This is a genomic window from Streptomyces olivaceus (assembly GCF_000721235.1).
In the GTDB taxonomy this organism is placed as follows: Bacteria; Actinomycetota; Actinomycetes; order Streptomycetales; family Streptomycetaceae; genus Streptomyces; species Streptomyces olivaceus.
In genome coordinates this window covers 209,605-221,615 of the sequence record NZ_JOFH01000006.1, presented here as the reverse complement: position 1 = coordinate 221,615, position 12,011 = coordinate 209,605, and the positions used below count along the sequence as shown (strand labels likewise).

The following is a 12,011-nucleotide window of genomic DNA, read 5'->3' as shown; positions in this document are numbered from 1 at the left end:
CCGTCGCTCCCCGACCTCATCCGAGGGGGTACGTCCTTCCGTGGTGACCAGCACCAAGCGCCGCAAGCCCGACCGGCGCACCTACGTTCTCGACACCAGCGTCCTGCTGGCCGACCCGAACGCTCTGAACCGCTTCGACGAGCACGAGGTCGTGCTCCCGATCGTCGTGGTGACGGAGCTGGAGGCCAAACGGCACCATCCCGAGCTCGGCTACTTCGCCCGGCAGGCCCTGCGCCTGCTCGACGAGTTCCGGGTCCGGCACGGTCGCCTCGACGCCCCCATCCCGACCGGGGACCTCGGCGGCACCGTCCGTGTCGAGCTCAACCACTCGGACCCCAGCGTGCTGCCCACCGGCTACCGCCTGGGGGACAACGACTCTCGCATCCTCGCGGTCGCCCGCAACCTGCAGGCGGAGGGGTACGACGTCACCGTCGTGTCGAAGGACCTCCCGCTCAGGATCAAGGCGTCCTCCGTCGGCCTCCTCGCCGAGGAGTACCGCGCGGAGCTGGCCATCACGGACGCCTCCGGCTGGACCGGAATGTCCGAACTCACCCTGCCGGGTGAGCAGGTGGACGTGCTCTTCGAGGAGGGCCGGGTCTACGTCCCCGAGGCCGCCGAGCTGCCCGTGCACACCGGCCTGACCATCCAGTCGGAGCGCGGCAAGGCCCTGGGCCGCGTCACCCCCGACGGCAACGTCCGGGTGGTGCGCGGCGACCGGGAGGCCTTCGGCATCAAGGGCCGCAGTGCCGAGCAGCGGATCGCGCTCGACCTGCTCCTCGACCCGGACGTCGGCATCGTGTCCATGGGCGGCCGGGCCGGCACCGGCAAGTCGGCGCTGGCGCTCTGCGCGGGCCTGGAGGCGGTCCTGGAACGCCGCCAGCACCAGAAGGTCATGGTCTTCCGTCCGCTGTACGCGGTCGGCGGACAGGAACTCGGCTACCTGCCCGGTTCCGAGGCCGAGAAGATGAGCCCCTGGGCGCAGGCGGTCTTCGACACGCTGTCGGCGGTCACCAGCCGCGAGGTCATCGAGGAGGTCACCGCGCGCGGGATGCTCGAGGTCCTGCCGCTCACCCACATCCGGGGGCGCTCGCTGCACGACGCGTTCGTGATCGTGGACGAGGCCCAGTCGCTGGAGCGCAACGTCCTGCTGACCGTGCTGTCCAGGATCGGCGCCAACTCGCGCGTCGTGCTGACCCACGACGTGGCGCAGCGGGACAACCTGAGGGTGGGCCGGTACGACGGTGTCGTCGCCGTCATCGAGAAGCTGAAGGGGCATCCGCTGTTCGCGCACGTCACCCTGACCCGTTCCGAGAGGTCCCAGATCGCGGCGCTGGTGACGGAGATGCTGGAGGACGGACACATCTGACCGTCACCCGGTCCGCACCGCGAACGGTTCGCACCTCGGACCGTCCCGTGCACGGGACCTGACCCGACGTCCGACCGTCGGCGCCGTCCGGAAAGGCCAAGAGCCTAGCCGGGCGGCGCTGTGGCGCGCGCGGGTTTCCGGGAATCCCCTGGGCCAAACGGGATGTGAGCTTTCACACGCAACACAGAATTGCCTCACCCCGTCGGGGTACGGCAGCATCTCATTCCTGTCAGGCCCCGCATACGACACAGCTGTGCCCTGAGCGGTACGGCGCCACAGCAGCACCAGAGCCAACTCCATAGTCGAGTTCGTATGCCGCCCGAGCACCACGCGACGCCTCCCGCACGGGAGTTGTCCACCGGGCCCGCGCCTCCCGTGACCGCAGTTGGAGGAGGCCAGCGCCAGGGGCACGATTGCGTCCGCGAGGGTCACCGAAGCGGGCGATGCTGGAAGGAAACCGTGTGAGCCGGATCTCGGTCCGGGGATTCGCAGTGGCCTCGGCCACGGCGGTCACCGCAGTCGGAAGCGTCGTCGGCGTTGCCTCGGGCAGCACCGCGCAGAACAGCGACGCGGAGGCGACGGCAGCAGGCACGACGCTGCTGGCGGACATCCCCATGGGCGAGCAGGCCCAGGTGCAGACCGCGTCCCTGACGCAGCAGGCCGACGTACAGGCCATCGCCGCGGACGCGAGCGCCAAGAAGGACGCCGAGGAGTCGGCGCGCAAGGCCGCCGCCAAGTCCGCGGTCGCCAAGAAGGAGGCCGCCGAGAAGGAGGCCAAGGCGAAGAAGGAGGCCGAGGAGCGCAAGGAGCGCGAAGAGGCCGCCAGCCGCAGCGCGACTCGTGACGCCTCCACCATCCAGGTCCAGAGCTCGTACACCGTGGCCGAAGTCCAGGCCATCGCCCGGCAGCTGGTGCCGAGCGGGCAGTTCCAGTGCTTCAGCAACATCGTGAACCACGAGTCCACCTGGAACTACCAGGCGACGAACGCCTCCTCGGGTGCGTACGGACTCGTCCAGGCGCTGCCCGGTTCGAAGATGGCGTCCGCGGGGGCCGACTGGCAGACCAACCCGGCCACCCAGATCAAGTGGGGGCTCAACTACATGGACAGCCGCTACGGCAGCCCGTGCGGCGCCTGGAGCTTCTGGCAGGCGAACAACTGGTACTGAGGCGCCTGTTCCGGCTTCGGCTCGGTACCGCATCCGGTTCCGAGACCCGGTGCCCGCCCTCAATCTCGCGCAGCCCCTCCCCGTCCTAGGGGGAGGGGCTGCTGCCATGTAGCGTCTGACGCAACGACTCCAGGGGGGAGTGGTGGGGACGGACGGGGGAAGAGGACGGATCATGTCGCGAGTGCCAGGGTGGCTCGGCCGGGTCGGCGCCGGACTGACCCAGATGAGTGAGCGGTTGGACCAGCGCCGTGCCGAGGCGAGCCGGGACGACGCCGACGGACCGGTCCCGTCCGCCGACGACCTGACGCCGTCCCCCGAGGAGGCGGCGCACGAGTACGCCGTCACGCACCACGCGGCTCTGGTCCGCGAGCGCCCCGACCCGGCACAGGCCGTGCCCTGGGGCGTACGGGTCGCCGCCGAGGCCGGCTGGCGGCTGCTGGTGCTCGCGGGGACCGTGTGGGTGCTGATGCGGGTCATCAGCGCCGTACAACTGGTGGTGCTGGCCTTCGTCGCCGCGCTGCTGATCACCGCGCTGCTCCAGCCGGCCGTGGCGTGGCTGCGCCGGCACGGCGTACCGCGCGGGCCGGCCACCGCCCTGACCGCGATCCTCGGGTTCGTGATCATGGGCTTGATCGGATGGTTCGTCACCTGGCAGGTGATGGAGAACATCGACAACCTCTCCGACCAGGTCCAGGACGGCATCGACGAACTGCGCAACTGGCTGCTGAACAGCCCCTTCCACGTCACCGACAAGCAGATCAACGAGATCGCCAAGAACCTGCGCGAGGCGGTCGGGGCCAACACCGACCAGATCACGTCGGCCGGCCTCGAAGGTGTCACGGTCGTCGTCGAGGCGCTCACCGGCATCCTGCTGGCCGCCTTCTCGACGCTCTTCCTGCTCTACGACGGCAAGCGCATCTGGCAGTGGACGCTGAAGCTGGTGCCGGCGGCGGCCCGGCCGGGCGTGGCCGGTGCCGGTCCGCGCGCGTGGCGGACGCTGACCGCGTACGTGCGCGGCACGGTCGTCGTGGCGCTGATCGACGCCATCTTCATCGGCCTCGGCATCTACTTCCTGGACGTGCCGATGGCCGTCCCGCTGGCCGTGTTCATCTTCCTGTTCGCCTTCATCCCGCTCGTCGGCGCGGTCGTGTCCGGCGCGCTCGCGGTCGTCGTGGCGCTGGTGACGCAGGGCATGTTCGCGGCGGTCATGACGCTCGTCGTGGTGCTCGCGGTGCAGCAGATCGAGGGCCACATCCTGCAGCCGTTCATCCTGGGGCGCGCGGTGCGCGTCCACCCGCTGGCGGTGGTGCTCTCGGTGGCCGCCGGCGGCATGGTGGCCGGCATCGGCGGCGCGGTGGTCGCCGTACCGCTGGTGGCGGTGACGAACACCGTCGTGGGCTATCTGCGGGCGTACTCCCGCGAGACCGCCTTGCGGCAGTCGCCGAAACCGCACGGTGCCACGTCGACGGACGCCTCCCCGGCGGTCGGTCCGCCCCCGCCGCCCCCGGAGGACACCCCGCCGGCGGACGCCTCGCCGACGCAGTGATGCCTCGCCGACCCAGTTGATGCCTCGCCGACGCAGTGACGCCTCGCCGTGACGCGAACGGGCCCCGCCCGCCTCGCCCTGGTGCCGGGGGAGGTGAGCGGGGCCCGTGCCGTGTGCGCCGTGTGCGCCGCGGGTCGCGTGGCTACTCGGCGGCCAGTACCGCCTCCGCGTCCAGCGTGACGCCGACGGCCTCGACCACGGCGGCGATCTTGAACGCTTCCTGGATCGTCTCGCGGTCCACCCCGGCCTTGCGGAGCACCTGCTCGTGCGAGTCCAGGCACATGCCGCAGCCGTTGATGGCGGACACCGCGAAGGACCACAGCTCGAAGTCGACCTTGTCGACGCCCGGGTTGCCGATGACGTTCATCCGCAGACCGGCGCGCAGGGTGCCGTACTCGTGGTCCGACAGCAGGTGCCGGGTGCGGTAGAAGACGTTGTTCATCGCCATGACGGCGGCGGCCGACTTGGCGGCCCGGTACGCCTCGGGCGTGAGGTTCGCCTTCGCCTCCGGCTCCAGCTCGCGCAGGACGATGGGGGAGCGCGAGGCGATGGCGGTCGCCAGCACGGTGCCCCACAGCTGCTGCGCCGGCAGGTCGGAGTTGCCGATGACCGAACCCAGGTTGAGCTTCAGGTCCTTGGCGTAGTCCGGTACGGCGGACTTCAGGGAGTCGAGGGACATGTCAGCTCACTCTCCCGACAGCAGCGCGACCGGGTCCAGGGTCTCGTCGCCCTTGCTCCAGTTGCACGGGCAGAGCTCGTCGGTCTGCAGGGCGTCGAGGACCCGCAGGACCTCCTTGGGGTTACGGCCGACGGAGCCGGCGGTGACCATCGTGAACTGGATCTCGTTGTTCTGGTCCACGATGAAGACCGCGCGCTGCGCGAAGCCGTCCTCGCCCTCGATGCCGAGGTCGCGCATCAGCTCGTGCTTCGAGTCGGCCAGCATCGGGAAGGGCAGGTCGGTCAGGTCGGGGTGGTCCTTGCGCCAGGCGTGGTGCACGAACTCGGAGTCGCCGGAGAAGCCGAGGACCTGGGCGTCACGGTCGGCGAACTCGTCGTTCAGCTTGCCGAAGGCGGCGATCTCGGTCGGGCACACGAAGGTGAAGTCCTTGGGCCATGCGAAGACGACCTTCCACTGACCCTCGTAGGTCTTGTGGTTGATCTGCTGGAACTCCTCGCCCTTCTCCAGCGAGACGCAGGCGGTCAGATCGAACTCGGGGAACTTGTCACCGACAGTGAGCACGTGCTCTCCAAAAGCGCAGCGAAGAAACACCCCGGTTTGCGAGTGTTTCCCATGGGTTGGACGTTGTTGATGTTGGCACAGGGTGCATTGATTAGTGAAATAGCTACACTCGGTCGAGTTGATCGGAGGTGGCTATTAGTGTCCAGCAAGAAGAGGCAGCCCAGTCTCGCCCAGCTGCGGGCTTTCGACGCGGTCGCCGAGCACCTGCATTTCCGGGACGCCGCCGCCGCGATCGGCATGAGCCAGCCCGCGCTCTCCGGCGCCGTTTCGGCCCTGGAGGAGGCACTGGGTGTCACGCTCCTGGAGCGTACGACGCGCAAGGTGCTGCTCTCGCCCGCCGGCGCCCGGCTCGCGGTGCGGGCCAAGGCGGTCCTGGCGGAGGTCGGTGCGCTCCTGGAGGAGGCCGAGGCGGTACGGGCGCCCTTCACCGGCGCGCTGCGGCTCGGTGTCATCCCGACCGTGGCGCCCTACCTGCTGCCGACGGTGCTGCGACTCGTCCACGACCGCTATCCCGACCTCGACCTCCAGGTCCACGAGGAGCAGACGGCGAGTCTGCTGGAGGGGCTGACGACCGGGCGCCTCGACCTGCTGCTGCTCGCGGTGCCCCTCGGCGTCCCCGGGGTCACCGAACTCCCGCTCTTCGACGAGGACTTCGTACTGGTCACACCGCTCGACCACCGGCTCGGCGGCCGGGAGGGCGTCGAGCGCTCGGTGCTGCGCGAGCTGAAGCTGCTGCTGCTCGACGAGGGCCACTGCCTGCGCGACCAGGCCCTCGACATCTGCCGGGAGGCGGGCCGCGCGGGTGTCCCGGCGACGACCACGGCCGCCGGCCTGTCGACGCTGGTGCAGCTGGTGGCCGGCGGTCTCGGCGTGACGCTGCTGCCGCGCACCGCCGTCCGCGTGGAGACCTCCCGCTCCAGCCAGCTCCTCACCGCCTCCTTCGCCGACCCGGCCCCCACCCGCCGCATCGCCCTCGCCATGCGCACGGGCGCGGCCCGCTCGGCGGAGTACGAGGAACTGGCGGCGGCCCTGCGGGAGGCGATGCGGGACCTGCCGGTCCGCACGGTGCACGACTGAGCGACCGCCCCGGTCGGACGGCCGCTCAGTTCCCCGCTCGTGCACCGGTTCCGGCCGTACACCGGTTTCCCGGGGCCGTACACCGGTCCCCGCTCATGCACCGGTCCCGGTCTGCGCACCGGCGGGGCTACTCCGTGCGCAGCCCCTCCGGCCGCATCAGCCGCAGCAGCGGTGGCAGGCTGCACAGCGTCACCACCAGGACGACCGCGGCGCCGATGCCGGTCATGGACAGGACGCCGGCCCAGTCGACGCCGACCGGGGTGCCCGTCATCTTCAGCAGCACCGCGCCCAGGGTCAGCCCCACCACCGAGGCCAGCAGCAGGCCCAGCACGATGGGGATCGCCGTCTGCCACAGCACCGACAGGCTCAGCGTGCGGCGCCGGGTGCCGAAGGCGACCAGGGCGGAGAGCAGCTTCCTCCGCTCGCGCAACTGCTCCAGCTGCGAGACCAGCAGACTGGCCCCGATCAGCGCCAGCACACACGCCGCCCCGACGAACAGACCGGTGCGGACGACGTCGTACCGGTCGGTCCGCTCCATCTCCGACCACGTCACGGTGTCCGTCAGCAGGCCGATGCCCGCCGCGGTGTTCCGCACATGGTCCTGCACGTCCGCCACCGACCGGTCGATCTTCAGGTAGGCGCGTCCCTGCAGGCCCGACGCGAACGTGTCCGGCATCGCCTTCGGCGTCATCAGGAAGCCGCTCTGGTCGAACTCGTCGTCCAGCAGTCCGGAACGCGGCTTCGCGCTCTTCAGGTCCTGGGGCACCGTCCAGGGGGTGTCCGGCTTCTCGGGACTGCCCTCGTACGCCGGGTCCAGGTACAGCTTCCGTCCAGGCTCGGCCAGGTTGCCGTCGTCGAGCGACGTGTCCCACTTGGCCCCGTGGACGGCGAACACGTCACCGTCCCGGCACGAGGGCAGGTTGGCGATCTGCCGCAGCGCGGCGCAGTCGCCCACCGTCAGGTCCGTACCCCACTCCGCGTCCGTGGCGCGGTCGCCGAGGTAGCCCTCGGAGAAGTCGTAGACCGCCTGCACGCCCTTGGTGTCGCGCAACTTCTGGGCGGACGCCTCCAGTGGCGCCTCCTCCGGCAGCGTCACCTCCATCTGCGCCCGCGAGACGTCCTTGCCGGTGGACCGGGTGTAGTCGCTGTCCACGCCGGCGAACAGCATCTGCAGCGCGATCGCCCCCGCGACCGCCACCGCGATGCCGTTGACCATGCGGGCGGCCGTACCGCTGCTCAGCTGCAGCCTGCGCACGGCCAGTTGCCAGGCCACGCCGCCGGAGCCGAGCCGGGAGACGACGGCCTCCACGATCCACGGCAGCAGCGCCGTCACGCCGACCAGGAGCAGGACCACGCCCCCGGTCACCAGGTACTGGTTGAAGTCGCCGTTGTCGCGCCCGTTGCCGATCATCGGGTAGAGCATCGCCAGTCCGGCCACCGGCAGCAGCAGCCGCCACCACAGCCGGCGCCTGCGCTGGCGGCCCGAGCGCACCACACCCAGCGGTTCGATGACCACCCCGCGCAGCGCGAACAGCGTCACCAGCACGGCGGCGGCCGGCACCGCCACCGCCACGAGCAGGGCCAGCAGCGGGGACGGGTTGAGGTAGCTGGGGAAGACACTGACGCGGAAGATCTCGGCCGTACCCGCGAGCTGGCGTCCCGCGAGGAAGAACAAGGTGCCGAAGACCAGCCCCAGTACCGAGCCCGCCAGCGCCTCGCCGGCGGCGATCCGCCGGGTCATGCGGCTGTCGGAGCCCACCAGCCGCAGCGCCGCCAGCCGCCGGTCCCGCTGCTCGCCGCCGAAGCGCACGGCCGTGGCGATGAAGATGGCGACCGGCATCAGCAGGACGACGAAGACGACGAGGATCAGCAGGAGCAGCACCGGGTCCGACCGCTCGGAGACGGGTTCCGGATCGCCGAACCGGTCGATCCGCTCCATGCGGCCCTGGTTGGTCTCGATGTGCGACGCGAGCCCTTCGGCGCCCTGGTAGAAGGCGAGTTCCGCCGAGCCGATCAGCCCGCTCTCCCCGATCGTGCCGACGATCCGGTCCGGCAGCCGCTCCCGCAGGAGCGCGCCGGCGTCCGACTCCAGCAACTCCTTCAGCGCGGGGGAGACCACCATCTCGCCCGTCCCCGGGAACTTCTCCACACCCGGCGGCAGCGGCGCTCGCGGCCCCTCGGGTTCGAGGGCCCGGCCCCGGACGTCGTCCTCGCGGAAGTCGGTGTCGACCCTGGCGACCACCAGGGTGTTATCCGCCTTCGGAATCACCTCGCCGCTGAAGGTGATGTCGGAGCGCGCCGCCTCCCGTTCGTGCCGGACGGTGAGCGCGCTGGGCAGCGCCGTCGTCAGCAGCAGCAGCGCCACACCGAGGCCGACGCCGACGGCCGTCAGAACGGCCCGGGTCCAGCCCTCGCGGCCTCCGGTGAAGGCGAAGCGGACGCCCAGCATCAGGTCCGCGGCCCACTGGCGCACGTTCATACGGCCCGCTCCATGTCCCGGGACTTGCCGTCCCGTACGACGACCTCGCGGTCGGAGTAGGCGGCCACCCGCGCCTCGTGCGTGACCAGCACGACGGCGGCGTTGGTGGAGCGGGCGGCGTCGGTGAGGAGTTCCATCACCCGCTCGCCGTTGAGGGAGTCGAGGGCACCGGTCGGCTCGTCGGCGAAGAGCACGCGGGGGTTGGTGACGAGCGAGCGTGCCACCGCGACCCGCTGGCCCTGACCGCCGGAGACCTCGCTGGGCCGCTTCTTCCTGAGGTCGTCGACCTCCAGGCGTTCCATCCAGGTCAGCGCGGCACGCTCGGCCTCCTTGCGGGAGCCGCCGTTCAGACGCAGCGGGAGGGCGACGTTCTCGACGCAGGTCAGCTCCGGCACGAGCTGGCCGAACTGGAACACGAACCCGAAGTCCGAGCGGCGCAGGGCGCTGCGCTGGGAGTCGGACATCGCGGACAGCTCGTGCCCGTTGTACGTGATCGTGCCGGAGTCGGGCGTGACGATGCCGGCGAGGCAGTGCAGCAGCGTCGACTTGCCGGACCCGGAGGGGCCCATGACCGCGACGACCTCGCCGGGGTGGATGGAGAACTCGGCGCCGTCGAGCGCGGCGGTGGGGCCGTAGGCCTTGCGGAGCTGCTCGGCCGAGAGCAGGGAACCTGCGGGAGGAGTCATCGGGCTACCGCCTCACGGAGCTTGTCGAGGCGCGCGGCGGTGAGCTCCAGCCAGCGCAGGTCGGCCTCGAGGTGGAAGAGTGCGTGGTCGCAGATGAGCTGATCGGCGAGATCGCCCTTGCGCTTGCGGTCGGTGAGGATGCGCATGCTGCGCAGGTGCTCCGAGCGCTGGGTGTCGAGGACGTCGGCGGCGTCGCGGTGGGTGAGCAGCGCGAGGACGACCTTCGTGTACAGCGTCGACTGGAGGTACGGCTCGGGCTTCTCCGGCGTGGCGAGCCACCGCTGTACGTCGGTGATCCCGTCGTCGGTGATCGCGTACCGCTTGCGCTCGGGACCGCCGCCCGTCTCGACGCCGTCGACGACGACGAGGCCGTTCTTCAGCAGGCGGGACATCGTCGAGTAGACCTGGCCGTAGTGCAGCGGCCGGTCGTGACCGAACTTCTCGTCGAAGGCGCGCTTGAGGTCGTAACCGTGGCGCGGCCCGGACTCCAGGAGTCCCAGGAGGGTGTGACCGATGGACATGCGGAGCACTCTACACACGGTGTATACGCAGTATGTATACGCCCTGTGCAGAGTCCGTGGCGGGAGATGCGAGGGGGAGGCGAAGCCGCAGGTCGGAGCCGATTGTCACGGTTGTGCTACGCGGAGGGCGGCGTCCGGCTGTGCTGCACGGAGGGCGTCGTCGGGGTGGGGCGGCCGGGCGCCGCCCGCCGGGGCTGTCAGCGGCGCGGCCGCTCGCCGAAGCCGCCGGACCCGGAGGCGCGGGACTCGGGGCCGCCGGACCAGAAGTCGCCGGCCCCGGCGGACCTGGACCTGGCGGACCTGGCGGACCTGGACCTGGTGGACCTGGCGGACCTGGCGGACCCGCGCCCGGCGAATCCGGGCCGGGCGGCGGGTCCGGTCACGGCGGGGGCGCGGCCCCGGATCCGTCCCTGGGCGGACGGCCCCGGCGCGGCAGCGGACCGGTGTCGCCGGGGAGGCGGCCCGCCTCCGCCAGTGCCCGGCGCAGCAGGAACTCGATCTGGGCGTTGGCCGACCGCAGCTCGTCGCCCGCCCAGCGGGCCAGCGCCTCGTACACCTGGGGGTCCAGCCGCAGCAGCACCTGCTTGCGCTGCTGCGGCCGGCGCTTCGGAGCGGAGCTCCCGGCAGGGGCGGGGCCCCCGGGCGAGGCGGACCCCCCGGGCGAGGCGGGGCCCGCCGGCGGCGTGCGGCCCTCGGAGGAGGCGGGGTCCTCGGAGTGCGCGTGGCCCTCGGGGCGCGCGGGATCCTCGGGGTGCGCGGGGTCCTCCGGCGGGGGTGTCACTGGTAGAGCGTCCCCGTGTTCAGGACCGGCTGGGCGGCGCGGTCCCCGCAGAGGACGACCATCAGGTTGGACACCATCGCCGCCTTGCGCTCGTTGTCCAGCTCCACGATGTCCTGCTCGTTGATCCGGGCCAGCGCGGCCTCGACCATGCCGACCGCTCCGTCCACGATCTGCCGCCGCGCGGCGACCACCGCGCCCGCCTGCTGCCGCTGGAGCATCGCCGAGGCGATCTCCGGCGCGTAGGCGAGGTGCGTGAAGCGGGACTCGATGATCTGCACGCCGGCCGCCTCCACGCGGGCGTGCAGCTCGACGGCGAGCTTCTCGGTGATCTCCTCCGCGTTGCCGCGCAGCGAGAGGCCGTCCTCCTCGTGGGCGTCGTACGGGTACTCGATGGCGATGTGCCGCACGGCCGCCTCGGTCTGGGTGGAGACGAACTCCACGTAGTCGTCGACCTCGAAGGTGGCCTGCGCGGTGTCCTCCACCCGCCACACCACGACCGCGGCCAGCTCGATCGGGTTGCCGTAGGCGTCGTTCACCTTCAGGACGGCCGTCTCGTGGTTGCGCACCCGCGTCGAGATCTTGGTGCGGGAGGTGAAGGGGTTGACCCAGCGCAGACCGTCCTGGCGGATCGTGCCCCGGTACCGCCCGAAGAGCTGCACCACGCGGGCCTCGCCCGGCGCGACCATGTTCAGCCCGCACATCGCCAGGAAGGCCGCCAGGGCGATCAGGATGCCGCCGATGATCAGGGCGGCCTTCCCGCCGGCCGAGTCGACCGCCGTGGCGCCGACGACCAGACCGGCGCCGACGAGCAGCCCGACCAGGCCGAGCAGCAGGGCGAAACCGCCGCCGATGCTGTGCGCGTGGGTCTCGCGTACCCGCGGTGCGGGCATCTCGGGCACATCGGCGGTGGCCTGCGGGGCATCGTGCGTGGACATGGGTGGTCCCCCGTTCTCGCGGGGCGCGGCGGACCGCGCCCGGTCATCCATCGGATTGTCGGTCGGATTGTCTATCGTGTGTCTAGCTAACTGATATCACTTTACCCGAGGGCGACAACCTTTAACCGCTCTCGTACGTCGGTTCCTGTGGGGCGGGTGCTGATTGTCACGTCCGTACAAGGCCGGATCGGCAGCCGTTTGTCACATCTACGGG

The 12,011-nt window shown here is 71.1% G+C and carries 10 protein-coding genes and 1 pseudogene; 4 read left to right on the top strand and 7 right to left on the bottom strand.

Features of this window, described 5'->3' with window-relative positions:
- Nucleotides 1-40 precede the first annotated feature (40 nt).
- The 3 genes from phoH2 to IG94_RS0109745 all read left to right on the top strand — a co-directional run bounded on the left by phoH2 (nt 41) and on the right by IG94_RS0109745 (nt 4,078).
- Nucleotides 41-1,366, top strand: coding sequence for an RNA 5'-3' helicase PhoH2 (phoH2, locus tag IG94_RS0109755; RefSeq protein ID WP_031033464.1), 1,326 nt, complete (start codon nt 41-43; stop codon nt 1,364-1,366).
- A 461-nt stretch (nt 1,367-1,827) separates the two neighbouring features.
- Entirely contained in the window at nt 1,828-2,532 is a 705-nt protein-coding gene (locus IG94_RS0109750; RefSeq protein ID WP_031033460.1) for an aggregation-promoting factor C-terminal-like domain-containing protein, read from the top strand.
- Between the two features lie 172 nt (nt 2,533-2,704).
- Entirely contained in the window at nt 2,705-4,078 is a 1,374-nt protein-coding gene (locus IG94_RS0109745) for an AI-2E family transporter (protein ID WP_031033458.1), read from the top strand.
- 142 nt (nt 4,079-4,220) lie between these two features.
- Here IG94_RS0109745 and IG94_RS0109740 read toward each other — a convergent pair whose 3' ends face one another.
- Together IG94_RS0109740 and IG94_RS0109735 are read right to left on the bottom strand one after the other, a co-directional pair.
- Nucleotides 4,221-4,757: an alkyl hydroperoxide reductase gene (locus IG94_RS0109740; protein WP_031033455.1), complete on the bottom strand. Its 537-nt coding sequence runs from the start codon at nt 4,755-4,757 to the stop codon at nt 4,221-4,223.
- A gap of 6 nt (nt 4,758-4,763) precedes the next feature.
- The gene (locus tag IG94_RS0109735; RefSeq protein WP_031033453.1) at nt 4,764-5,318 is read right to left on the bottom strand and encodes a peroxiredoxin; all 555 of its coding nucleotides are present in this window, start codon (nt 5,316-5,318) and stop codon (nt 4,764-4,766) included.
- Nucleotides 5,319-5,456: 138 nt separating this feature from the next.
- Here IG94_RS0109735 and IG94_RS0109730 point away from each other — a divergent pair, with 138 nt between their 5' ends.
- Complete coding sequence (locus tag IG94_RS0109730) at nt 5,457-6,395, top strand: LysR substrate-binding domain-containing protein (protein WP_031033450.1); 939 nt, start codon at nt 5,457-5,459, stop codon at nt 6,393-6,395.
- 127 nt (nt 6,396-6,522) lie between these two features.
- Here IG94_RS0109730 and IG94_RS0109725 read toward each other — a convergent pair whose 3' ends face one another.
- From IG94_RS0109725 to IG94_RS0109705, 5 genes and pseudogenes are all read right to left on the bottom strand, one after another.
- Nucleotides 6,523-8,874: an ABC transporter permease gene (locus IG94_RS0109725; RefSeq protein WP_031033439.1), complete on the bottom strand. Its 2,352-nt coding sequence runs from the start codon at nt 8,872-8,874 to the stop codon at nt 6,523-6,525.
- Nucleotides 8,871-9,560: an ABC transporter ATP-binding protein gene (locus IG94_RS0109720; RefSeq protein ID WP_031033436.1), complete on the bottom strand. Its 690-nt coding sequence runs from the start codon at nt 9,558-9,560 to the stop codon at nt 8,871-8,873. Before IG94_RS0109720 ends, IG94_RS0109725 begins: the two co-directional genes overlap by 4 nt.
- Nucleotides 9,557-10,081: a PadR family transcriptional regulator gene (locus tag IG94_RS0109715; protein ID WP_031033434.1), complete on the bottom strand. Its 525-nt coding sequence runs from the start codon at nt 10,079-10,081 to the stop codon at nt 9,557-9,559. The genes IG94_RS0109720 and IG94_RS0109715 overlap by 4 nt, the downstream gene beginning before the upstream one ends.
- Before the next feature lie 379 nt (nt 10,082-10,460).
- Nucleotides 10,461-10,694: pseudogene (locus IG94_RS0109710) on the bottom strand (type II toxin-antitoxin system antitoxin); the annotation flags it as partial.
- A gap of 164 nt (nt 10,695-10,858) precedes the next feature.
- Nucleotides 10,859-11,797: an SPFH domain-containing protein gene (locus IG94_RS0109705; protein WP_031033429.1), complete on the bottom strand. Its 939-nt coding sequence runs from the start codon at nt 11,795-11,797 to the stop codon at nt 10,859-10,861.
- Nucleotides 11,798-12,011 lie beyond the last annotated feature (214 nt).